Annotated in this window: 19 protein-coding genes; 11 read left to right on the forward strand and 8 right to left on the reverse strand. The window is 52.3% G+C overall.

The genetic code is table 11. From position 1 onward, the window contains the following. The first annotated feature begins 78 nt into the window (after positions 1–78). The 4 genes from fbp to J4645_RS15380 all read left to right on the forward strand — a co-directional run bounded on the left by fbp (position 79) and on the right by J4645_RS15380 (position 4,612). On the forward strand, positions 79–1,077 hold the full coding sequence (gene fbp, locus J4645_RS15365) for a class 1 fructose-bisphosphatase (RefSeq protein ID WP_000853764.1): 999 nt from the start codon (positions 79–81) through the stop codon (positions 1,075–1,077). A gap of 226 nt (positions 1,078–1,303) precedes the next feature. After that, positions 1,304–1,834, forward strand: coding sequence for an inorganic diphosphatase (ppa, locus tag J4645_RS15370; protein ID WP_000055079.1), 531 nt, complete (start codon positions 1,304–1,306; stop codon positions 1,832–1,834). A 409-nt stretch (positions 1,835–2,243) separates the two neighbouring features. After that, a complete protein-coding gene (locus tag J4645_RS15375; RefSeq protein WP_001647281.1) occupies positions 2,244–3,407 on the forward strand; it encodes a metallo-dependent hydrolase in 1,164 nt (387 codons plus the stop codon). After that, positions 3,404–4,612 carry an MFS transporter gene (locus J4645_RS15380; protein WP_000203131.1) on the forward strand — a complete coding sequence of 403 codons (1,209 nt, stop codon included), beginning with the start codon at positions 3,404–3,406 and terminating at the stop codon, positions 4,610–4,612. The genes J4645_RS15375 and J4645_RS15380 overlap by 4 nt, the downstream gene beginning before the upstream one ends. Positions 4,613–4,666: 54 nt before the next feature. Here the strand turns inward: J4645_RS15380 and J4645_RS15385 are convergent, their stop codons facing one another. The 3 genes from J4645_RS15385 to tamA are packed head-to-tail and all read right to left on the reverse strand — an operon-like array spanning position 4,667 to position 10,523. Continuing rightward, the gene (locus tag J4645_RS15385) at positions 4,667–5,011 is read right to left on the reverse strand and encodes a gamma-glutamylcyclotransferase (protein WP_001219167.1); all 345 of its coding nucleotides are present in this window, start codon (positions 5,009–5,011) and stop codon (positions 4,667–4,669) included. A gap of 2 nt (positions 5,012–5,013) precedes the next feature. Next, positions 5,014–8,793, reverse strand: coding sequence for an autotransporter assembly complex protein TamB (gene tamB, locus J4645_RS15390; protein ID WP_023215150.1), 3,780 nt, complete (start codon positions 8,791–8,793; stop codon positions 5,014–5,016). Continuing rightward, on the reverse strand, positions 8,790–10,523 hold the full coding sequence (tamA, locus tag J4645_RS15395) for an autotransporter assembly complex protein TamA (RefSeq protein ID WP_001120237.1): 1,734 nt from the start codon (positions 10,521–10,523) through the stop codon (positions 8,790–8,792). Before tamA ends, tamB begins: the two co-directional genes overlap by 4 nt. Positions 10,524–10,735: 212 nt before the next feature. Between tamA and msrA the strand changes: the two genes are divergently transcribed. Continuing rightward, positions 10,736–11,374, forward strand: a complete 639-nt coding sequence (msrA, locus tag J4645_RS15400) for a peptide-methionine (S)-S-oxide reductase MsrA (RefSeq protein ID WP_023215149.1) — start codon at positions 10,736–10,738, stop codon at positions 11,372–11,374. A gap of 182 nt (positions 11,375–11,556) precedes the next feature. Further along, the gene (locus J4645_RS15405) at positions 11,557–12,900 is read left to right on the forward strand and encodes a hemolysin family protein (protein ID WP_000934970.1); all 1,344 of its coding nucleotides are present in this window, start codon (positions 11,557–11,559) and stop codon (positions 12,898–12,900) included. A gap of 83 nt (positions 12,901–12,983) precedes the next feature. On the opposite strand, the gene J4645_RS15410 is transcribed toward J4645_RS15405, so the two are convergent. After that, positions 12,984–13,190 carry a DUF1107 domain-containing protein gene (locus tag J4645_RS15410; protein ID WP_000689229.1) on the reverse strand — a complete coding sequence of 69 codons (207 nt, stop codon included), beginning with the start codon at positions 13,188–13,190 and terminating at the stop codon, positions 12,984–12,986. Between the two features lie 326 nt (positions 13,191–13,516). On the opposite strand from J4645_RS15410, the gene J4645_RS15415 reads away from it, so the two are divergent. Beyond that, positions 13,517–14,074: a YtfJ family protein gene (locus J4645_RS15415; protein ID WP_000175303.1), complete on the forward strand. Its 558-nt coding sequence runs from the start codon at positions 13,517–13,519 to the stop codon at positions 14,072–14,074. Here J4645_RS15415 and cysQ read toward each other — a convergent pair. Beyond that, the gene (cysQ, locus tag J4645_RS15420) at positions 14,064–14,804 is read right to left on the reverse strand and encodes a 3'(2'),5'-bisphosphate nucleotidase CysQ (protein WP_023215148.1); all 741 of its coding nucleotides are present in this window, start codon (positions 14,802–14,804) and stop codon (positions 14,064–14,066) included. The two genes, J4645_RS15415 and cysQ, sit on opposite strands and share 11 nt — an antisense overlap. Before the next feature lie 267 nt (positions 14,805–15,071). Between cysQ and J4645_RS15425 the strand changes: the two genes are divergently transcribed. Continuing rightward, the gene (locus tag J4645_RS15425; RefSeq protein ID WP_000589376.1) at positions 15,072–17,015 is read left to right on the forward strand and encodes a bifunctional 2',3'-cyclic-nucleotide 2'-phosphodiesterase/3'-nucleotidase; all 1,944 of its coding nucleotides are present in this window, start codon (positions 15,072–15,074) and stop codon (positions 17,013–17,015) included. Between the two features lie 57 nt (positions 17,016–17,072). Here the strand turns inward: J4645_RS15425 and J4645_RS15430 are convergent, their stop codons facing one another. Further along, positions 17,073–17,459 (reverse strand): helix-turn-helix domain-containing protein, encoded by a 387-nt coding sequence (locus J4645_RS15430; protein ID WP_001201297.1) that lies wholly within the window; start codon positions 17,457–17,459, stop codon positions 17,073–17,075. An 87-nt stretch (positions 17,460–17,546) separates the two neighbouring features. On the opposite strand from J4645_RS15430, the gene J4645_RS15435 reads away from it, so the two are divergent. The 3 genes from J4645_RS15435 (at position 17,547) to ytfE (ending at position 20,206) form a co-directional block, all read left to right on the forward strand. Beyond that, entirely contained in the window at positions 17,547–18,395 is an 849-nt protein-coding gene (locus J4645_RS15435; protein WP_000560614.1) for an SDR family oxidoreductase, read from the forward strand. 80 nt (positions 18,396–18,475) lie between these two features. Then, the gene (locus tag J4645_RS15440; RefSeq protein WP_000623288.1) at positions 18,476–19,441 is read left to right on the forward strand and encodes a DMT family transporter; all 966 of its coding nucleotides are present in this window, start codon (positions 18,476–18,478) and stop codon (positions 19,439–19,441) included. A 102-nt stretch (positions 19,442–19,543) separates the two neighbouring features. After that, entirely contained in the window at positions 19,544–20,206 is a 663-nt protein-coding gene (gene ytfE / locus J4645_RS15445) for an iron-sulfur cluster repair protein YtfE (protein ID WP_000331471.1), read from the forward strand. A gap of 111 nt (positions 20,207–20,317) precedes the next feature. On the opposite strand, the gene cycA is transcribed toward ytfE, so the two are convergent. Continuing rightward, entirely contained in the window at positions 20,318–21,727 is a 1,410-nt protein-coding gene (cycA, locus tag J4645_RS15450) for a D-serine/D-alanine/glycine transporter (protein WP_000228322.1), read from the reverse strand. Between the two features lie 295 nt (positions 21,728–22,022). Beyond that, positions 22,023–22,643: an FKBP-type peptidyl-prolyl cis-trans isomerase gene (fklB, locus tag J4645_RS15455; protein ID WP_000235164.1), complete on the reverse strand. Its 621-nt coding sequence runs from the start codon at positions 22,641–22,643 to the stop codon at positions 22,023–22,025. Positions 22,644–22,809 lie beyond the last annotated feature (166 nt).

The following is a 22,809-nucleotide window of genomic DNA, read 5'->3' on the forward strand; positions in this document are numbered from 1 at the left end:
TCACCTGAGCGCATCATCTGAAATGTTTGTTAAGATTGTTACGGTCGCTTTACTCCAATCAATTGCAGGGAAAGTGTTATGAAAACGTTAGGTGAATTTATTGTCGAAAAGCAGCACGAGTTCTCTCAAGCTACCGGTGAGCTCACTGCTTTGCTGTCGGCAATAAAATTGGGCGCCAAGATCATCCACCGCGATATCAATAAGGCCGGTCTGGTCGATATCCTGGGTGCCAGCGGTGCTGAGAACGTACAGGGCGAGGTTCAGCAGAAACTCGATCTGTTCGCGAACGAGAAACTGAAAGCTGCACTAAAAGCGCGCGATATTGTAGCGGGCATCGCATCGGAAGAAGAGGACGAAATCGTCGTCTTTGAAGGCTGCGAACACGCGAAATATGTGGTGCTGATGGACCCTCTGGATGGCTCTTCTAACATCGACGTTAACGTCTCTGTCGGTACGATTTTCTCGATTTATCGCCGCGTGACGCCCGTCGGCACGCCGGTCACCGAAGAAGATTTCCTGCAACCCGGCAACAAACAGGTCGCTGCGGGATATGTCGTGTATGGCTCGTCCACCATGCTGGTTTACACCACCGGCTGCGGCGTCCACGCTTTCACCTACGATCCGTCGTTGGGCGTGTTCTGTCTGTGCCAGGAACGTATGCGTTTCCCGGAAAAGGGTAAAACCTACTCCATTAACGAAGGCAACTACATTAAATTCCCGAATGGCGTGAAGAAGTACATCAAATTCTGCCAGGAAGAGGATAGTTCAACAAGTCGCCCTTATACCTCACGTTACATTGGCTCTCTGGTGGCCGATTTCCACCGCAACCTGCTGAAAGGCGGCATCTATCTCTACCCCAGCACCGCCAGCCATCCACAGGGAAAACTGCGTCTGCTGTATGAATGCAACCCGATGGCGTTCCTCGCGGAACAGGCCGGCGGCAAAGCAAGCGATGGTAAAGAACGTATTCTGGATATCATTCCGGAAAGCCTTCACCAGCGCCGCTCGTTCTTCGTCGGCAACCGCCATATGGTTGACGATGTGGAACGCTTTATCCGCGAATACCCGGACGCGTAATCTTTACCACCATGCGGAATAACGCATGAAGCCGCCATTGGGCAATAACATGTCCGATGGCGGCGTTGCCTTATCAAGCCCGTGATTTTTTCGGTTCTTAACCTTTGTCATTCATGCTCCGCAACGACGCGCCAGATGAGGCGGAAACGAAAACAAGCGAAGACTTTCGGCGTGAGTTGGCTATAATACTCGCCACTTGTTTGTCATAAATTCAAAGGAAACAGACATGAGCTTACTCAACGTCCCGGCGGGTAAAGAACTGCCGGAAGATATCTACGTCGTTATCGAGATCCCGGCTAACGCAGATCCGATCAAATACGAAGTTGACAAAGAGAGCGGCGCGCTGTTCGTTGACCGCTTCATGTCCACCGCGATGTTCTATCCGTGCAACTACGGTTACATCAACCATACCCTGTCTCTGGACGGCGACCCGGTAGACGTTCTGGTCCCGACGCCGTACCCGCTGCAGCCAGGCGCCGTCATCCGTTGCCGTCCGGTTGGCGTACTGAAAATGACCGACGAATCCGGTGAAGATGCGAAACTGGTTGCCGTACCGCACACCAAACTGAGCAAAGAGTACGATCACATTAAAGATGTGAACGATCTGCCGGAACTGCTGAAAGCGCAGATCACTCATTTCTTCGAGCATTATAAAGATCTCGAAAAAGGCAAATGGGTGAAAGTTGACGGTTGGGACAACGCCGAAGCGGCTAAAGCGGAAATCGTTGCCTCCTTCGAGCGCGCAGCGAAGAAATAAGTTCGCTTTTACATAAGCGTCAAGATAAAGGCTCTCATAGTAATGAGGGCCTTTTTATTGGCTAATGAATAGAACACAATTTTTATCATTATTAGTTTAACATTCACGGAATGAATAAGACTTTACCTTATTTTTTATTAAAAAGGGTTGAATACGCTCACGGTTTCTCTAAAAAGCTCAAGATAATAATTGTTTTGTGAATGCCCCCAGACTCCCCTGGACTTACGCCCTAAATATTAGCAAGCGCTAAATTCTTATTTAGTGCATAAGCCCGATTACCTTTTTAATAAGGTATCCTAAGCTCTCCCTACCAATAATTGTATTTTTAATCCAACATAACATCCGCTCAAAACACACTTTTTAATATATTTTTAAGGGCTGCCATAATTATTTACTATTTTAAGAGATTATGATGAAAAATGATATATTAATTACCGGTGGACATATCATCGATCCCGCTCGTAATATTAATGAGATTAACAATTTACGCATCATTAACGATATTATCGTTGATGCCGATAAATATCCTGTAACTTCGGAGACCCGGATTATTCATGCCGACGGCATGATCGTCACTCCCGGTCTTATCGATTATCACGCGCATGTTTTTTATGACGCGACGGAAGGCGGCGTCAGGCCTGATATGTACATGCCGCCGAATGGCGTCACTACCGTCGTGGATGCAGGTTCTGCCGGTACGGCAAACTTTGATGCCTTCTACCGAACGGTGATTTGCGCCAGCAAAGTTCGAATCAAAGCGTTTCTGACCGTGTCGCCGCCGGGCCAAACCTGGTCACAAGAAAATTATGATCCTGACAATATTGATGAAAATAAGATCCACGCGCTGTTTCGCCAGTATCGCAACGTTCTTCAGGGATTAAAACTCAAGGTTCAGACTGAGGACATTGCTGAATATGGCTTAAAACCGCTGACTGAATCCCTTCGTATTGCCAACGATTTAAGGTGCCCCGTGGCAATACACTCGACTCATCCCGTTGTTCCCATGAAAGAACTTGTCTCCTTGCTACGCTGCGGCGATATTATCGCTCATGCGTTTCACGGCAAAGGTAGCACCATTCTTACTGATGAAGGCGCTGTCTTAGCCGAAGTCCGTCAGGCAAGGGAAAGAGGCGTTATATTTGATGCCGCCAATGGTCGCAGCCATTTTTCAATGAACACGGCACGCCGGGCCATCGCCAATGGCTTTCTTCCGGATATCATCAGTAGCGATCTCTCAACCATCACTAAACTCGCCTGGCCTGTTTACGCCTTACCATGGGTTTTATCGAAATATTTAGCACTCGGCGTCGCGCTTACCGATGTCATTAACGCCTGTACCCATACCCCAGCAGTTTTAATGGGTATGGCAGCAGAAATTGGTACGCTGGCCCCTGGGGCATTTGCCGATATCGCCATCTTTAAATTAAAAAACAGGCATGTTGAATTTGCCGATATTCATGGTGAAACGCTCACGGGGACGCATGTGCTGGTACCACAAATGACCATAAAATCCGGTGAGATATTATTTCGTCAAATTGATTTTGGCGCACGGCCAAACGGAGTTGAAAAATGACCTCAATGCAAAAATGGCTACGGATCGGCGCGACATTAATGTTCGGCCTTTTTGTTGCTTATCTTGACCGTTCTAATCTTTCCGTTACGTTACCTACGATTACACACGACCTGAATATTGATGGCGCAACGGCCAGCATTGTATTAACCATATTTCTTATTGGCTATGCCTTTTCAAATATTTTTGGCGGCGTATTTACCCAGCGATACGATCCGAAAAAAATAGTCATTCTGATGGTGCTAATCTGGTCGATTGCGACCGTTTTTGTCGGATTTACCTCGTCAGTGTACGTTATTTTGATTTGCCGGTTGGTGCTTGGCATTACCGAAGGCATTTATTGGCCGCAGCAGTCCCGCTTCGCCAGCGACTGGTTTTCAGACAAAGAACGGACGCAGGCGAACAGCATTATCCAGTATTATGGACAGTTCCTGGCATTAGGCCTGGGATTTATGATTTTGTCCCCGCTGGATGCTGCCTTCGGTTGGCGAAATGTTTTTATTATCACTGGTGTGATCGGCATTGTTGTTGTAGTTCCACTTTATATAACAATGCTGAAAAAACAGGAAGAAGCGCCTTATTATCGTGCGCCGGCGCCAACAGAGAAAACTAAGCTTACCCTGGAATCGCTGGGCGGAACCCCCTTCCTACTTCTTATTTTTACCTACATCACTCAAGGGATGTTGTTCTGGGGAATTACGTTATGGATCCCCATGGTTGTCAATTCTCTCGGCTATACCGGATTCAGTAAAGCATTGGTCAGTTCTCTGCCTTATCTGACTGCGGTTATACTGGCAATCCCTATCTCATGGATCAGTGATAAGACACAAAAGCGTGTACTTATTGCTTCACTGGGCCTACTAATCCCCGGCGTAATGTTATTTCTCTTGCCATTTGTCGATGCGCCGGGCTTTAAAATCACGCTCATTACCCTGGCGATGGGTTATTATGCCGCCAGCTTTACCCCCAATATCTGGTCGATTATCCAGTCGAACGTTAAACCCCATGCGATTGGCCCAGCCTCCGGTATTATTAATGGCATCGGCGCTGGCGGCGGCGGTACGTTGGCAGGCCTAATGGTCGGCTATTTTTACCGGACAACCGGCAGCTACATGCAGGGATTTATGGTTCTCGGATGCATTGTTATCCTGGGCGGCGCGTCATTATTGATCTACGGCAGAATAAGAGCTCACCATGCCCGACGCTAGCGCCATCAGCCAGAATGTAAAAAAACAACGCCACCCGAGGGTGGCGTGTTCAGTTCAGGGCTGGTTTCTGTCTAACCAGTCACCGCTTTCAATCAGAGTTAACCCATCAACAGGACGTTGATATACATACATCCATGCGCTGCCGTAAGGCGTCTGGATTAACTGGCGTGCGTATTCACCGCCCCTGGTGCGCAAAGCATCAAGTTCGGCCAGCGTGGCGTTATCAATTCGATAAACTTCACCGTATACCGCTCCGTTTCCCGGAACTGCGCCTGGATAGTGGCCCAGACTATACAACTGGTAGTTATCGATACGGTAATCGCCAAGCAATTGGGCATTGGTCATCCAGTGACTGTTGCCTTGTTTCTGTCGTAAACTGCCATAGACAAATATTCGCATTGCTAAAACTCAAACTGATAGAGCAAATCAAGTGCCTGATCTACGCCAGACACTGCTTCCAGATATAGCTTAGGCATCAGGCGATAACGTAACGTGAGCGTCGCCAGAGAGTCAAATATCCCTACACCATACTTCACCTGTAGACCCGGCAGTACATAGCCGCTGACCACAACCTGAGACGAATCGCCCACCCCTTGCGTGTCCAGCGCCAGATTACTTACGCCGAATGTCTCTCCGATTTTACCCACAACCTGACCACTTTGCGCAACCCCCAGGCCAATAAGCATGGAGGTCATTGCTGCGCTATCACTCTGATTGCTGTCCAACCCCTGCCCACGCAGCAGATAAGAAAGCGCTTCAGCCTGCGGCATCGCCGGATCGGAGAAGATTTCCGCTTTGGGTTCATCAGCAGTGCCTGTGACACGCACGCCCGCAATGACATCGTCTTCGGTGGCGTCAGGGTTACGGATCGCTTCGATATTGAGCAGCGGCTGATCCGGCGGGCCGGAGAACAGCAGCTCGCCTTTACGGACAAGCAGGTCCTGGCCGTAGGCGCGGAATCGGCCGTCAGGAATATTGATTTGACCATTCAGCCCCAGTCCCTGCTTATCCTGCGCGACTTTCAAATCGCCGGTCAAACGCGCTTTAAGCCCGAAGGCGTCGATGCGCACGTTGTTGCCGACGTGGACCGTCAGATTACTGTTGATGGGAATAGACGCTGTCTGCGGCGTTTCTGGTTGCAGGTCATTATTGAGCATAACCACATCGCTGGAGACGCCAACCGCGCTCTCCGGCAGGTCGTGCACCACAATTCGCGCCCACGGAACGTCCACACGCCCATCCAACGTGAACAGCGAAGGCGTCGCGTCAAAGACCACATCCGGCGAGACATCCAGGCGCACCATCGGCGGAACGGTAATCCGCACCCGGCTGCCTTTCGCCGTCACCCGCGCGCGCCAGTTGTCAATCTGGCTCCAGTCGGCGTTACCGTTCAGGTTAATTTGCCCTTGTTGTGTTCGCACGATACCGGCGAGCGTCGAACGCGTACCGCTAAAGTTCATGGTGAGCTGGCTCGGCTGCATCTCAAACGGCATAAAATTACCGTCAATATCCAGCGCGCTAAGCTGCAACTGACCAAACAACTGCGGGCTTTGCACATCGCCGCCCAGACGTAGCCTGGCGTTTAACATTCCCGCCGCTTTTTCGCCGCGCGAAAAGACAGGGTTGACCATCGCCAGATTGAGATTGCGCATGTTGACGTTACCGCCGAGATTGCGCCGCCCCTGAGGATCGGTTACCTGCACCTGGCCATCGAATTGACCATTGTTCGTCAGGCGAATCAGCCATCCCAGCTCGGCGCGATTATTATGCAGTTCGGCGCTGAGGTTCAGCGTCTCAAACGCGACCGGTAACGGCGCGTCATTGACGGTCTGCGTGACCTTCACGTTACGACCGGAAAGCGTGACCTTCCCCTGCGGCAATCCCTCCTGGGTGGTATCCCACGACACGTCCGCTTTCCCGCTAAAGACCCCGCTGGCCTGAGTGGTATCAGGCATAAATGGCTTCAGCATCGCCAGATCAAAGCGGTTGAGATTGACCACCGCCCGCCCTGCGGCGCCCGCATCAATGGTTTGCGGGATGCACAGCTCGGCGTTCGGGTTCAGCCAACAATGCGGCCCGATACTGATTTTCTGTTCTTTATTACGGTAGTCCAGCGCAATCGCGCGGGTCAACGACCATGGCCCCACTGGCGTCTGGAAACGGGTATCGCTTAACGTCCCTTTCCAGCGCGCCGCCTCGCGATCAAAACTGCCTGTCAGGGAGAGTTGACCGGATACCGGTTCTCCCTGAACACGGAGCTGTAGCTGATGCTGCTTCTCGCTGCCTTTGGCGTCAAGCGTCACCAGATTGATGTTAACGTCGGGCTGCGAAATCCGCTCTACGCGAACGTTGAGATGGCCCGCTATCTGATCGGTGGATTTAATATCGCCTTCAATGCGCGCCTGGGCGACAGACAGCTCCTGCCAGCGCAGACCGCGGGCGGTGATATCCGCCAACAGCTGCGGCGCTTCTACCGTACCGCGGACTTTAACGATTCCTTTTGCCATGCCGCCCAGTCCTGGCAGCGCATTATCCAGCCCCGGCGCATCGATGGCGGCGTCAAGATTCAGCTCCTTAACGCCAAGCTCGCCTTTTATATCGGCGCTGTTTGGGCCCAGCGCAAGGTGCAGCCCCGGGATCGTCCACTGCATGTAGCTGTTGCCCTTTAGCGTCCCGTTGACGTTAACGCTGTTCTGCTTCACATTGCCGGTCAGCTTGAGCTCCGGGACATCCATCTGCCAGGTGCCGCCGTAGAGGCTGCCTTTGGTTTTCATGACGCCGTTAAGCTTCGCGGGCCAGTCCGGGATCTCTTTAGCGGTATTGATGCCATTCAGCGTCAGTTCGCCACGCCAGCTAATCGCCTGCTGCCAGTCCACCAGCGCTTTCAGTTCGGTTTTTCCCTCCAGAGCGGCGACGGTGAGTTTATCGAGATTAATCTGCCGCTCATTCCCTTTGGCATCCAGCGTGATGGTCGCCGGCGGAATATCTTGTCCTTTCACGGCGGTTCGCATCGACAACGTATAGTCGGTCATCTTACCGCTCAGTTGGAGCTTCAGATCGTCAGCCTGAAACTGGGTATCACCCGTCAATGGCCAGGCAATGCGTTGGCTGACGACTTCAAGATTGAGCGGTAAACCGGCCTCCGCCAGCCGCGTCTGGGCGCGAAGCGCGACATCCATCGGCCCGGAAAGGTTCACCCCGACCTCCAGTTGTTCGCGTAACGCGCCGCCGACCTTGAGTTTTATCTTTTCACCCTTTAGCGGATCGATATTCAGCGTACTGTTGAGCGTAATATCAACCGGCCAGTTATTGGCGAGCTGCGCCGTACCGGAGGCCTTCACCGTGCCCTGGTTGGCGTCGATATCCAGAGTATCCAGCTTCATATTACCGTCGATACTGCTGACTTTAAGCAGCATCGTGCGCACCGTCAGATCGGTATCGCCGGTGATGCGTAGCTGCTCGCCGCGAAATGACTCGATATTCAGATTGAGCGGCAGGTGAACATCGGTCATCTCCGGCATTACCGGTTTTGCAAACAGATCTTTTAGCGTTTCGCCAAGCGGCTTTTCATCCGGTTGAGGTTTCTCGATTTTGGGTTCAACCACCTCTTCCTGCGCCACGTCAGCGACCTTCGGCAGAGCGATCAGCAGTCCCTGAAGCCGCGTCGGTTTCAGGGTCAGGTTCTTCTCCTGCCATGCCAGCCCGGAGGTAAAATCCAACACCGAAACGGTAGTGTCATCAATCTTGATATTGATGTTATTCAACGCCACGCGCGACAGCGTGATGGGCCAGGGGGTGGAGAGGTTCAGCGGTCCGCTTTCTTCCTCTTCTTGCGCCGGTTCGGAAGGCGGCATTTTTTTGCTGTCGATAGCGACATTGATGTCTTTTAGCGCCAGATCATTGACGCACAGGCTACTACGCCACAGGCAATCAAGCCCGACGGCCAGATAAATTTCGCCCGCATTCACCGCAACGCCCGGCTGCTCATAGCGGATATTTTTTAATGATAAGTCCCGCCAGCCGCCGGTGACCTGCCCAATCTCCAGCCCCGGCACCCAGCGGTTCGCCGCACTGAATACCAGATGCAGCCCCGTCGTCGTCCCGACCAGAAACGCAACGCTCGCCAGTAACACCACAATGAAAATCAACACGCCGAGGCTTATTTTCTTCCATAAACTCATAATTCAGGCCCCAGACCGATATAAAACTGTAAACCGTGTTCGTCTTTGTCGCCGACCGGTACGGCAAAATCGAGTTTGACAGGCCCAACCGGCGACGCCCAGCGCACGCCGACCCCGGTCCCGGTTTTGAAATCGCTGCGGCGAATATCACTCACCGCCTCGCCGCTATCGACAAACACCGCCCCCCACCATTTGCCGGTGACGTTATACTGGTACTCCAGCGATCCGGTTGCCAGTTTTGAGGCGCCTTTAAGATTGCCGTCGCTATCTTTAGGCGAAATAGATTTGTATTTATAGCCGCGAATACTGCGGTCGCCCCCGGCGAAGAAACGTAAATCCGGCGGAACTTTGTCGAAATCACCGGTTTCTATCCAGCCCAAATTGGCGCGCATCACAAAACGGTGGCGATCGTACAAAGTCCGAATCCAGACGTTTTGCGCCTGCAGTACGGAGAAATCCACGTCGGAGCCCCAGGCCGTATTCGAATAGTCTACCGAGTAGCGCTGCGAATCGCCCCAGGTTGGCATCAGTCCCCCTCGCGAGCGGGTTCGGCTGATCATCACGCCCGGGTAGAACAGCATGGTGGTATTGGTGACGTTCCCCTGGGTAAAGTGGTCGAAACTCCAGCGCAGGTTAATCGCCCGCTGCCAACCGCTGGAAAGGTCCCAGTAACGCGACACGGCAAGCGTGGTCGAGTCCTGCTCCGTATCATTCAAATCGGTACGTTTAAAACCGCCCTGTACCAGATAGTATTGCTCCAGCGGGTTTTTCAGCAGCGGCATTTTATAACTAAAATCCAGCACCTGTTCCGGCGCAGAAATACTGGTGCTGGTGGTCAGGCTATGACCGTAGGAGTTCATCCACGGTTTTTTCCACGACGCTTTCACACGCGGCCCGACGTCGGTGGAGTACCCCACCCCGGTTTCAATCGTGTTTTCGGTTCGCGGCGATACCACGCCTTTTAACGGCAGAATTTTTGTTTTACGCGATTTCTCAAATTCCGGCGCCACCACAACAGAATTAAACCATCCGGTAGCGGAAAGTCGGCGGTTTAGTTCCGCCAAATCTTTCGATTCGTACTCATCACCCTCTTTAAACGGCAACAGATTTTGTAAATATTCATCACGAATCTGCGAACCTTCGAAGGTGACAGGCCCGAAGCGATAGCGCTCACCGCTATCATAATCAATATCCCAAAACGCCTGATGACGGCCCAGAGCAATTCCCAACTGACTTTTAACGAATTCGCTGTCGAAATAGCCTTTACGTAGCGACACGCTGGTTAACGACTTTTTAAAATTGTCATAGTCTCCCTGGTTCAGCACCGTGCCGATTGCCGGACGCGTTTTCAGTAAGGCCAGATAATCTTTGTCCGTGCGCGCGCCGCCGCGTAAAATGACTTCTGTACCGCCAATCAACACCGGCTGGCCGGGCGTAACCCTGGCGATTAATACCTGCCGTCCTTTCGCAGGCGGTGGAAGCAAGTCGAATTTGATAGTGGGTTCGTAATAGCCTAACGCTTTAAGCCCTTCGCGAATCGCATCATCAACTCGGGCGCGAAAGCGCCGATCCGGCGTCACCTCATCGCTCTGAATCGTAGAGAGCTGTGCGCGAACGTTTTTTTCCAGCTCTCCGGATAGCCCTTCGACTTTCAGACGAACATTTGCGGCTACCGCAGAACTGCTCAGGCACAGTAAGCTAACCCAACATAACTGACGGATATGTGGCACATTTTCTCCTGAATATCCCCTATTCCCACCCCTGGAAAAAATCACACTACCGCTCCGCGGCTTAACATAAAATCAACAATTGCGATTGAAAAGCAGACGACTGCCCAAATATTTCTTATGGTTAAATCCAGATACATTAATGTTGTTATTGTGTGCAAAGATGCGTCTCGTTACAACCTTAACGCCAATTAACGCTTTCGGGAGAATAGCTCATGAGTTTATTTGATAAAAAACATCTGGTTACTCAAGCAGATGCGTTACCAGGACGCAACACCCCGATGCCGATCGCCACTCTGCATGCGGTAAATGAACACTCTATGACCAATGTCCCTGCCGGGATGGAGATCGCCTACTTCGCTATGGGCTGTTTCTGGGGCGTAGAACGTTTATTCTGGCAATTGCCCGGCGTATATAGCACCGCGGCAGGGTATGCGGGCGGTTACACGCCTAATCCAACCTACCGGGAAGTCTGCTCCGGGCAGACCGGTCATGCCGAAGCGGTACGGATAGTGTACGATCCTGCCGTTATCCGTTATGAGCAGCTTTTACAGATTTTCTGGGAAAATCACGATCCAACGCAGGGGATGCAACAGGGTAACGATCACGGTACGCAATACCGTTCTGCGATTTATCCCTTAACGCCGGAACAGAGTGCCGCTGCTCACGCCAGTCGCGAGCGCTTTCAGTCGGCAATGGCCGCCGCCGGAAACCATCGCCCTATTACCACGGAAATCGCCCATGCGACGCCGTTTTACTACGCCGAAGATGAACACCAACAGTATCTGTACAAAAACCCATACGGTTACTGCGGGATTGGCGGGATCGGCGTTTGCCTGCCGCCTGACGCGTGACGACGCTGGCGTAGGGGGAACTTGTCGGAGTTGAAAATGAACCCTCTGGCGACTTTACAGTAGCTTACGCTATACTAGCCCTGAACTTATCGGCTCACTGCTACGAGCCGGTTTTCATTAAACGTTACCACACGGATTTATAAACTTCCCTTCCGAGGATCTGGCGTTTCGCCGGATAAGATATGTTAAACAGTATATTCATTATATTCTGCCTGATCGCTGTAAGTGCGTTCTTCTCCATCTCCGAGATCTCGCTTGCCGCATCACGTAAGATTAAACTTAAGTTATTAGCTGATGAAGGCAGTATCAACGCACAACGCGTATTGAAAATGCAGGAAAATCCCGGCATGTTTTTCACCGTTGTGCAAATTGGCCTGAACGCCGTCGCTATTCTTGGCGGTATCGTCGGCGATGCGGCATTTTCGCCCGCCTTTTCCGCCCTTTTCTCGCACTATATGTCGCCAGAACTCTCCGAGCAGCTGAGCTTTATTCTCTCTTTCTCGCTGGTGACGGGGCTGTTTATCCTGTTCGCGGATTTAACCCCGAAACGCATCGGTATGATTGCGCCAGAAGCTGTGGCTTTGCGTATCATCAACCCGATGCGCTTCTGCCTGTTCGTTTTTCGCCCGCTGGTGTGGCTGTTTAACGGCATGGCAAACAACATCTTCCGCCTGTTCAAAATTCCAATGGTGCGGAAAGACGACATTACTTCTGATGATATTTACGCAGTGGTGGAAGCCGGCGCGCTGGCGGGCGTCTTGCGCAAGCAAGAGCATGAACTGATTGAAAATGTGTTTGAACTTGAATCCCGCACCGTACCGTCTTCCATGACGCCGCGCGAAAGTATCATCTGGTTTGATCTGCACGAAGACGAGCAAAGCCTGAAGAAAAAGGTCGCCGAACATCCGCACTCAAAATTTTTGGTGTGTAATGAAGATATCGACCACATCATCGGCTATGTAGACTCCAAAGATCTGCTGAACCGCGTGCTGGCGAACCAAAGTATGGCGCTGAATGGCGGCGTGCAAATTCGCAATACCTTGATTGTGCCGGATACGCTGACCCTTTCTGAGGCGCTGGAAAGTTTCAAAACGGCGGGCGAGGATTTCGCGGTCATTATGAATGAATACGCGCTGGTCGTCGGTATCATTACGCTGAACGATGTGATGACCACGCTAATGGGTGACCTGGTCGGCCAGGGACTGGAAGAGCAAATTGTGGCACGCGATGAAAATTCCTGGCTGGTTGACGGCGGCACGCCGATTGACGACGTCATGCGCGTGCTGGATATCGATGAGTTTCCGCAATCCGGCAACTATGAAACCATTGGCGGCTTTATGATGTTTATGCTGCGCAAGATCCCAAAACGTACCGATTCGGTGAAGTTTTCCGGCTACAAATTTGAAGTGGTGGATATCGACAACTACCGTATCGATCAGTTGCTGGTGACGCGTCTCGACAATAAAAGCAACGTACCGGCACCGAAACTGCCCGATGCGCAAGGTAAAGAAGACAGCGCGGCCTGAAATCCGTTTGCCAGAAACATCAACGGCTCCTGATTCAGGAGCCGTTTTTTTTACTTTTTTAACCTACTGCATAGCACTTTTGGTTACGCCATCTCAGTTTGCAGACGCATAACCTGACGGTTAACTTCAGACATCACAGACAAGTGCTGCTTGTCTCTCACTTTTGGGATAAGAATCTTACCCTTATCGAACTCAAAAGCGCCAACATCCTTGATATATAACCGTCCACGGAACAGGATCTTCACGTACTTCGCCACCTGTAGCGGGTTGTAGCGTTGGAAAATTTTCATTGTTGTCTCCTGCAGAGTATTACGCCCTTGCGGTGCCACAATCGGCCCAACAGTTTTAAGGCGCAAATTTTAATGCCATATGACTATAGACCATATCTACGTCGTTTCCAGTGTGCATAAGTATATTTACCTTTTGATTACAGTTATTCAGAATTATCTAAACATCAGCTCATTTTTCTCAGTATATGCCTTCATTTTTCACAGGAAGTGTGCGCCCGCCCGCAAACTGGCATCCCCTTTGCGGGAAAAAGCATCAATCGCACATATGATTAACTATCGGCCCAAAGTGGTCGGATCACCTGCAAAAAAATAAAGAAGGAATGACCATGACCCTACGTAAAATTCTGGCGATGTCGTGTCTGCTACTCCCCATAATGGCTTGTGCGCATAACCTTGAAGTTAACCAACGGGTGCCGCCGGTAGGCATTGCCGATCGTGGCGAACTGACGTTGAATAAAGATGAGTTTAGTTATAAAAACTGGAATAGCGCGCAGCTGGCGGGAAAAGTGCGCGTCCTGCTGCACATTGCGGGTCGAACGTCAGCGAAGGAAAAAAACGCCACGCTGATTGAAGCGATTAAATCCGCCGGGCTTCCGCATGACAGATACCAGACGACCACAATTGTGAACACCGATGATGCGATCCCAGGCTCCGGTATGTTCGTGCGTAGCAGTATAGAAAGTAATAAAAAGCTCTATCCGTGGTCGCAATTTATTGTCGACAGCAATGGCGTGGCGCGTAACGCCTGGCAATTAAAAGAAGAGGGGTCCGCCGTCATTGTGCTTGACAAAGACGGTCGGGTTCAATGGGTGAAAGATGGCGCGTTAACCCAGCAAGAGGTACAGCAGGTGGTCGGCCTGCTGCATAAGCTCCTCAGTAAATAGTCACCCGGAAGCCGGGGTTAAGGAACGATTCACGAGGGGTATAGTCCAGCGTTTTTCCCTGCCAGTCGTGAACGTGCGCCCCGGCTGCAACGGCAATGGCATGACCTGCGGCAGTGTCCCAGACGCTGGTCGGCCCAAATCTGGGGTAAAGCTGCGCCTGGCCTTCCGCCACAAGACAGAATTTCAGCGAGGAACCAATAGAAGTTGTCTGATGTTCGCCAAGCTGTTGGAGATATTCGGTGAGTTCATCATCCGTATGCGAACGGCTAATCACCACCAGCGGCGGGCGGGCATCCCGGACCTGAATCTGCTTACGCACTCCGCACTCCTCTTTCCAGGCCTTACCTTCCGCCGCGTAGTACATCACTTTCAGCACCGGCGCATAGACCACGCCCAACACCGGTTTGCCCTGCTCAATCAGCGCGATATTGACCGTGAATTCGCCATTGCGCTTGATGAACTCTTTGGTGCCGTCGAGCGGATCGACCAGCCAGTAGCACTGCCAGTGCTGGCGCACTTCCCAGGCAGGTGGATCTTCTTCTGAAAGCACCGGAATATCCGGCGTGAGCGTGCGTAACCCTTCGAGAATCACGGTATGTGCGGCGATATCCGCCGCAGTGACTGGAGAATCGTCCTGCTTGCGGGCGTACTCCATCGGTTTGGCTCCATCATAAACCTGCATAATGGCATCGCCCGCGTTCCGTGCAAGCTGGCATACTTGTTCTAACATTCTCCACCTCTTTATGACGGGGGCGTTAACTCGTTGTTTTACTTATACCCGATCGTTAAGGGTTCCGCCAACTGTGATACCGTCTGCGGTTTTGATAATACCTTTCATGGCATGATTCACCCTTCTGTGAACACTCGCAAAAAATCGGCCGGATGGGGCGGTTTCGCCTTCTTCTGGCGACGGTCGGAACGATATCGGGTTTCACTGTTTATCATCGCTATTTTTCACTATCCGGCTTTTCTATTGCGTTCTTAAAAGGTGCCTCTGATGATTAAGTTTAGTGCAACGCTTCTGGCTACGCTGATCGCCGCCAGCGTGAATGCGGCCACCGTCGATCTCCGTATCATGGAAACTACTGATTTACATAGCAACATGATGGATTTCGATTATTACAAGGATACCGCAACCGAAAAATTCGGATTGGTACGTACCGCAAGTTTGATTCATGCCGCCCGAAATGAAGTCAAAAACAGCGTGCTGGTGGATAACGGCGACCTGATTCAGGGGAGCCCTCTGGGCGATTATATGGCGGCAAAAGGGCTCAAAGACGGTGATATTCACCCGGTCTATAAAGCGCTCAACACTCTGGATTACGCGGTTGGAAACCTCGGCAACCATGAGTTTAATTATGGTCTGGACTATCTGCATAACGCGCTGGCCGGCGCGAAATTCCCTTATGTTAACGCCAATATTATCGACGTTAAAACCCAAAAGCCGCTCTTTACGCCTTATCTGATTAAAGAGACGAGCGTTATTGATAAAGACGGCAACCCGCAAACTCTGAAAATCGGCTATATCGGCTTTGTTCCGCCGCAAATCATGATTTGGGATAAAGCGAATCTGAGCGGCAAAGTTACCGTCAATGACATTACGGAAACCGCCCGGAAATATGTGCCCGAAATGCGCGAGAAAGGCGCTGATATCGTGGTAGTCATTGCTCACTCAGGCCTTTCTGCCGATCCGTACCACAGCATGGCGGAAAACTCGGTTTATTACCTCAGCGAAGTTCCCGGCGTCGACGCGATTATGTTTGGCCACGCCCACGCCGTCTTCCCCGGTAAAGATTTTGCCGACATCAAAGGCGCGGATATCGCCAAAGGTACGCTTAACGGCATTCCTGCGGTAATGCCTGGCATGTGGGGCGACCATCTGGGAGTGGTCGATCTGGTGCTCAATAACGACAGCGGCAAATGGCAGGTTACGCAGGCGAAAGCGGAAGCGCGGCCTATCTATGACGCCGCCGCTAAAAAGTCGCTGGCGGCGGAAGACAGTAAGCTGGTCGATATTCTGAAAGCCGATCACGATGCCACCCGCGAGTTTGTCAGCAAGCCCATCGGCAAGTCTGCCGATAACATGTACAGTTATCTTGCTCTGGTGCAGGACGATCCTACCGTACAGGTGGTGAATAACGCGCAAAAAGCGTATGTGGAACACTTTATTCAGGGCGATCCGGATCTGGCGAAACTGCCGGTGCTGTCCGCCGCCGCGCCGTTTAAAGTTGGCGGGCGTAAGAACGATCCTGCCAGCTTTGTCGAAGTGGAAAAAGGCCAGTTGACCTTCCGTAACGCCGCCGATCTTTATCTCTATCCGAATACGCTGGTGGTGGTGAAAGCCAGCGGTAAGGAGGTAAAAGAGTGGCTGGAATGTTCTGCCGGACAATTTAATCAGATTGATATTCATAGCAACAAACCGCAATCGTTGATCAATTGGGATGGCTTTCGCACCTATAATTTCGATGTCATTGACGGCGTGAATTATCAAATCGATGTGTCACAGCCCGCCCGCTATGATGGCGAATGCCAGATGGTGAATCCGCAGGCGGAACGTATTAAAAACCTGACCTTTAACGGTAAGCCTGTCGACCCGAACGCTACGTTCCTGGTCGCCACGAATAACTATCGCGCTTACGGCGGCAAGTTTGCCGGTACGGGCGACAGCCATATCGCCTTTGCGTCTCCGGATGAAAATCGCGCCGTGCTGGCGGCATGGATTGGCGCAGAGTCAAAACGCGCGGGCGAAATCCATCCGGCGGCGGATAATAACTGGCGTCTGGCGCCAATCCACAGCGATACGGCGCTGGATATCCGCTTTGAAACATCGCCAGGCGATAAAGCCGCTGCCTTCATTAAAGCGAAAGGGCAGTATCCGATGAAGAAGGTTGCCGTCGATGATATTGGTTTTGCCATTTATCAGGTGGATTTGAGCAAGTAACGTGAGTCCCGTATGGCGCTGCGTTTATTCGGCCTGACTGGCAGGCCGAATAAAGCGCTAGCCGCCATCTGATAAACGCTCCCGCTGCGCCAATACCTGGGGCAAATTCAGTTCTATCCAGTCCGCCAGTGCGGCGACTTTATCGCTCACCTGCTCGCCAAGCGGCGTCAGGCTGTACTCTACATGCGGCGGAACAACTGGATATGACACCCGGTTGAGAAATCCGTCCTGTTCAAGCGCCTGTAACGACTGCGCCAGCATCTTTTCACTCACGCCTCCCATCTTGCGGCGCAGGTCGCTAAAACGGTGTGTACCGTCGCGTAACGCGACCAGAATCAGTACGCCCCAGCGACTGGTGACATGTTTTAACACCTCACGGGACGGGCACTGTTCAGCAAAGAGATTGCCTTCACGCAACTGCCGGGAAAGAGTATGAGCGCGCATTGATACTTACCTTTTTGTACGTACTTACTAAAAGTAAGTTTAGGTGGTAGCGTAATAAAACACAAGACCAACACTGAGGAGTTCACCATGATTGCTATCACTGGCGCAACGGGCCAACTGGGCCAACACGTTATTGAAAACCTGCTAAAAACGACGCCCGCCAGTCACCTCGTCGCGATCGTCCGTAACCCGAAAAAAGCCGCCCCGCTCAGTCAGCGCGGGATTGCCGTTCGCCAGGCGGATTACGCTAACGAAGCCGCGCTGACCACCGCCTTACAGGGCGTTGATAAACTGCTGCTCATTTCATCCAGCGAAGTGGGACAACGCACCGCGCAGCACCGCAACGTCATTCAGGCCGCCATTGCCGCGAAGGTGAAATTCATCGCCTATACCAGCCTGCTACATGCGGATAAATCGCCGCTGGCGCTCGCCGATGAACATATTGAAACGGAAAAAATGCTGGCTGAGTCAGGTATTCCTCACACGCTATTACGTAACGGCTGGTATACGGAAAACTACCTGGCGAGCGTCCCTGCCGCGCTGAAGCATGGCGTCTTTATTGGCGCAGCGGGAGAAGGGAAAATCGCCTCCGCAATGCGCGCTGACTATGCCGCCGCCGCCGCGTGCGTCATCCGTGAAGAGGGTCACGCCGGGAATGTCTACGAGCTGGCGGGTGATGACGCCTGGACATTAAGCCAGTTGGCGGATGAACTTACTCATCAGAGCGGAAAAAAAATCGTCTACCAGAACCTGAGTGAAGTCGATTTTGCCGCCGCGCTGAAAGGCGCAGGCCTGCCTGACGGACTGGCGGATATGTTAGCCAATTCTGACGCTGGCGCGGCGAAAGGCGGCTTGTTTGATGACAGCCATACGCTGCGTAAACTCATCGGTCGCCCGACGACGACGCTCACAGAAAGCCTTCGCTCCGTACTGTAAGTGTTAAAATTTAGTTAATTTATGTGGCATCCTCATAGACCTTCTCTGATAATGACGGAACGGTTTATGAGGAGAATCTGATGATTAGCGGCGTGCTATACGCCCTGCTGGCAGGGCTAATGTGGGGATTGATTTTCGTCGGCCCGTTAATCGTGCCGGATTACCCGGCCCTCTTACAGTCAATGGGACGCTATCTGGCGCTGGGGCTGATTGCCCTGCCGATTGCCTGGCTAGGCCGCACGCGGTTACGCCAGTTGACGCGCAAAGACTGGTCCACCGCCCTGTCGCTGACCCTGATGGGCAATGTAATCTATTACGCCTGCCTCGCCAGCGCCATTCAGCGAACCGGCGCGCCGGTGTCGACGATGATCATCGGGACATTGCCGGTCGTCATTCCGCTTTTCGCTAACGTTCTCTATAGCCAACGAGACGGCAGATTATCCTGGCGGCGTTTAGCGCCCGCGCTGGCGCTTATCGGTTTTGGCCTGCTGTGCGTCAATATTGCTGAACTTAGCCAGGGATTGTCCGATGTTAGCGGCTGGCGCTATGGTTCAGGCATTGTGCTGGCGCTGATTTCCGTAGCGTGCTGGGCATGGTATGCGCTGCGCAACGCCCGCTGGCTTCGGGAAAATCCCGACAAACATCCCATGATGTGGGCAACGGCGCAGGCGCTGGTTACGCTGCCGGTCTCGTTAATCGGCTATGCGGCGGTCTGTCTGTGGCTAAGTATCCAGAAACCGTTGTTTATCCTGCCCTTTGGCCCGCATCCCGCGCTGTTTATCGGTCTGATGATCGCCATCGCGGTGCTGTGTTCCTGGGTGGGCGCGCTGTGCTGGAATATCGCCAGCCAAAAATTGCCAACCGTGATTTTAGGGCCGCTGATTGTTTTTGAAACGTTGGCGGGACTGCTCTATACCTTCATTCTGCGCCAGGAAATCCCGCCATTCCTGACGTTAAGCGGCATTGCGCTCCTGGTGGCGGGCGTGGTCATTGCCGTGAGAGCGAAACCGGAAAAAGCGACCGTCGTTCCGGTCACGGAACGCTAATCTCATCCTGGCTTAAATTATACGCCCCCCGAAAGAGTTATAGCCTCGCCTTAAAGATGCATTTAAAATACAACTTATATTGTTGCAAATGAGGTAACGGCTATGGCTTATCGCGATCAACCTTTAGGCGAACTGGCGCTCTCTATTCCCCGCGCATCGGCGCTGTTTCGCCAGTACGATATGGATTACTGCTGCGGCGGAAAACAGACGCTGGCGCGCGCCGCCGCGCGTCACGACGTCGATATTGACATCATTGAAGCGCAACTGGCGCAATTGGCTGAACAGCCCATCGAAAAAGACTGGCGCGCCGTTCCGCTGGCGGACATTATTGACCATATCGTTGTGCGCTATCATGATCGACACCGCGAACAACTGCCGGAGCTTATCCTGCAGGCAACCAAAGTGGAACGCGTTCACGCGGATAAGCCAAACGTCCCACGCGGCCTGACAAAATATCTCACCGCGCTGCATGAAGAGCTTTCCAGCCATATGATGAAAGAAGAACAGATCCTGTTCCCCATGATCAAACAGGGTATGGGTCGCCAGGCAACGGGCCCGATAAGCGTAATGGAAAGCGAGCATGACGAGGCGGGAGAGCTGGTAGACGTCATCAAACACGTCACCCAAAATGTAACGCCGCCGCCAGAAGCCTGCACCACCTGGAAAGCGATGTATAACGGCATTAATGAGATGATTGATGATCTGATGGAGCACATCAGCCTGGAGAATAACGTGCTGTTCCCACGCGCGCTGGCCGGGGAATAATCGCCAGCCAGGCATTTTGCCGGATGGCGGCTGTAAACCGCGCCTTATCCGGCCTACAAATCAACGCTACGCTGTAAGCCCGGTAAGCGCCAGCGCTACCGGGCAAAACAATTAACGCATTCCCGCCATCCGTTTCTTACCTATCAACAGCCAGCCCAGACCCAACGCGATAAACCACAGCGGCGTCACGATCAGCGCCTGGCGCGTATCGTCTTCCAGCGTCAGTAATACCAGCACGAACGCAAAGAACGCCATACAGACCCAGCACATCAGCTTACCGAGCGGCATCTTATAGATGGATTTTTCATGCAAGTGGGGACGCTTTTTGCGGTACACCAGGTATGAACACAGAATGATGGTCCAGACAAACATAAACAGGATAGCCGAAACCGTAGTGATCATGGTGAATGCGCCAATCACGCTCGGGTTGACCATCAGCATAACCACGCCGCCCAGCAGGCAGATACAGGAGAAGGTCAGGCCTTTCGCCGGTACCGCGCGTTTCGATAGCTTAGCGAACGCTTTTGGCGCCACGCCTTCTTGCGCCAGGCCAAACAGCATACGGCTGGTCGAGAAGACGCCGCTGTTGGCGGAAGACGCCGCCGAGGTCAGCACAACAAAGTTGATCACGCTAGCGGCGGCAGGCAGACCCACCAGTACAAACAGCTCAACAAACGGGCTCTTATCCGGCACCACGGAACTCCACGGCGTCACCGACATAATGACAATCAGCGCAAAGACGTAGAACATGATGATACGGATCGGTATTGAGTTAATCGCGCGCGGCAGCGATTTTTCCGGATCTTTAGTTTCTGCGGCGGTAGTACCGACCAGCTCAATGCCCACGAAGGCGAACACCGCAATCTGGAAACCGGCAAAGAACCCGCTAATACCTTTCGGGAACCAGCCGCCGTCATTCCACAGATGCGCAAAAGACGCTTCAACGCCTGTCGGCGATTTAAAGTGCATCGCAATCATGACCAGCCCGACCACAATCAACGCCACGATGGCGACGATTTTGACCATAGCAAACCAAAATTCCATTTCACCAAACATTTTAACGGTGGCGAGGTTGAGGCTTAGCAGCAGGATCACTACCGCCAGCGAGGCGACCCAATCGGAAAGGCCGGGAAACCAGAACTGCGCGTAGGCGGTAATCGCCACCACGTCAGCCATACCGGTCACTACCCAGCAAAACCAGTACGTCCAGCCGGTGAAATATCCCGCCCAGGGGCCAAGCAGGTCGGAAGCAAAATCGCTAAACGATTTATATTCCAGATTCGAGAGCAGCAATTCCCCCATGGCGCGCATCACGAAAAAAAGCATAAAACCGATGATCATATACACAAAAATGATCGACGGTCCGGCGAGACTGATCGTTTTACCCGATCCCATAAACAGACCGGTACCAATAGCGCCGCCAATAGCGATAAGCTGTATATGACGGTTTGTAAGATTGCGCCGTAGCGACTGTTCAGCCGGAGCCTGTTCGTCGGCTGCGACTTTTACCTGATCTACCATGTTTTTCTTCCTGTACCTGTCTGTGTTGTGCGGGCTCTACGGCCTTTGGTCTATGATACGACGATCCTGTTATCAGGACTCATCGATATTAGGTAAGAATCGGCGGGATGAATACTAAGATTCAAATACAATGTTAATTTTATGTTTAAAATGAGTGTTATATCACTTTGATAATGCGAATTAGCTCACAAAAATACACGTAACGACGCCATTTGCAAAATAAAATATTGGCATTTGCTGAAGTCAGGGTTACCGGATAAGGCGTTTACGCCGTCATCCGGCAAACTCGGGGCGCTTACAGAATTTCCAGCAGTTCCACCTCAAACACCAGGGTGCTGAATGGCGGAATAGATGCCCCGGCCCCACGCTCGCCATAGGCCAGCTCCTGTGGGATAGTCAGTTCCCATTTGGAACCTACCGGCATCAGAGTCAGCGCTTCAATCCAGCCGGCGATCACGCCATTTACCGGGAATTCAGCCGGTTCGCCGCGCGCGACGGAGCTGTCAAATACGGTGCCATCAATAAGCTTACCGGTGTAATGCACGCGTACGCGGTCGGTACGCGCCGGAATCGCGCCTTCGCCCTGCGTCAGAACGCGGAACTGTAAACCAGATTCAGTACTGTTCACACCGTCTTTTTCGCGGTTTTCTTCCAGGTATTTCACGCCTTCGGCCGCCATCGCTTTGAAACGCTCACGACGCACCGTGTCCGCACGCTCATGAATTTCACGCAGCGCGCGATGCACCACATCAACAGGAACCGCCGGGTGTTTACCTTCCAGCGCATCAGCAATGCCTGCAACCAGCGCTTCAGGCAACAGCCCTTCAAGACCGGATTCGCTGAGCTGCTGCCCTACCTGCAAACCAATGCCGTAGCTCGCTTGCGCTTCAATAGTGTCAAAAGTCGGGGTGGCCATTATTTTTCCTTCATCGGATATCAAAAAAGTAGCGGGCAGCATAACAGCCACGCTTCTTCTGGTAAAACTTTGTCTCAGGGAGGATGACAAATCGCAGGGAAAAAGAAACAATAGATTATCCGTATTGATGTCACGAAAGCGGATAGCACTACCAGTATCATAGCGT

Source organism: Salmonella sp. 32082101201600294FB01SM01 (genome assembly GCF_017572865.1).
GTDB classification, from domain to species: Bacteria; Pseudomonadota; Gammaproteobacteria; order Enterobacterales; family Enterobacteriaceae; genus Salmonella; species Salmonella enterica.

Bases quoted from the DNA above. Each gene is read 5' to 3' on its own strand.
- fbp (WP_000853764.1), top strand. From the start codon at position 79: ATGAAAACGTTAGGTGAATTTATTGTCGAAAAGCAGCACGAGTTCTCT.
- ppa (WP_000055079.1), top strand. From the start codon at position 1,304: ATGAGCTTACTCAACGTCCCGGCGGGTAAAGAACTGCCGGAAGATATC.
- J4645_RS15375 (WP_001647281.1), top strand. From the start codon at position 2,244: ATGATGAAAAATGATATATTAATTACCGGTGGACATATCATCGATCCC.
- J4645_RS15380 (WP_000203131.1), top strand. From the start codon at position 3,404: ATGACCTCAATGCAAAAATGGCTACGGATCGGCGCGACATTAATGTTC.
- J4645_RS15385 (WP_001219167.1), bottom strand. From the start codon at position 5,011: ATGCGAATATTTGTCTATGGCAGTTTACGACAGAAACAAGGCAACAGT.
- tamB (WP_023215150.1), bottom strand. From the start codon at position 8,793: ATGAGTTTATGGAAGAAAATAAGCCTCGGCGTGTTGATTTTCATTGTG.
- msrA (WP_023215149.1), top strand. From the start codon at position 10,736: ATGAGTTTATTTGATAAAAAACATCTGGTTACTCAAGCAGATGCGTTA.
- J4645_RS15405 (WP_000934970.1), top strand. From the start codon at position 11,557: ATGTTAAACAGTATATTCATTATATTCTGCCTGATCGCTGTAAGTGCG.
- J4645_RS15410 (WP_000689229.1), bottom strand. From the start codon at position 13,190: ATGAAAATTTTCCAACGCTACAACCCGCTACAGGTGGCGAAGTACGTG.
- J4645_RS15415 (WP_000175303.1), top strand. From the start codon at position 13,517: ATGACCCTACGTAAAATTCTGGCGATGTCGTGTCTGCTACTCCCCATA.
- cysQ (WP_023215148.1), bottom strand. From the start codon at position 14,804: ATGTTAGAACAAGTATGCCAGCTTGCACGGAACGCGGGCGATGCCATT.
- J4645_RS15425 (WP_000589376.1), top strand. From the start codon at position 15,072: ATGATTAAGTTTAGTGCAACGCTTCTGGCTACGCTGATCGCCGCCAGC.
- J4645_RS15430 (WP_001201297.1), bottom strand. From the start codon at position 17,459: ATGCGCGCTCATACTCTTTCCCGGCAGTTGCGTGAAGGCAATCTCTTT.
- J4645_RS15435 (WP_000560614.1), top strand. From the start codon at position 17,547: ATGATTGCTATCACTGGCGCAACGGGCCAACTGGGCCAACACGTTATT.
- J4645_RS15440 (WP_000623288.1), top strand. From the start codon at position 18,476: ATGATTAGCGGCGTGCTATACGCCCTGCTGGCAGGGCTAATGTGGGGA.
- ytfE (WP_000331471.1), top strand. From the start codon at position 19,544: ATGGCTTATCGCGATCAACCTTTAGGCGAACTGGCGCTCTCTATTCCC.
- cycA (WP_000228322.1), bottom strand. From the start codon at position 21,727: ATGGTAGATCAGGTAAAAGTCGCAGCCGACGAACAGGCTCCGGCTGAA.
- fklB (WP_000235164.1), bottom strand. From the start codon at position 22,643: ATGGCCACCCCGACTTTTGACACTATTGAAGCGCAAGCGAGCTACGGC.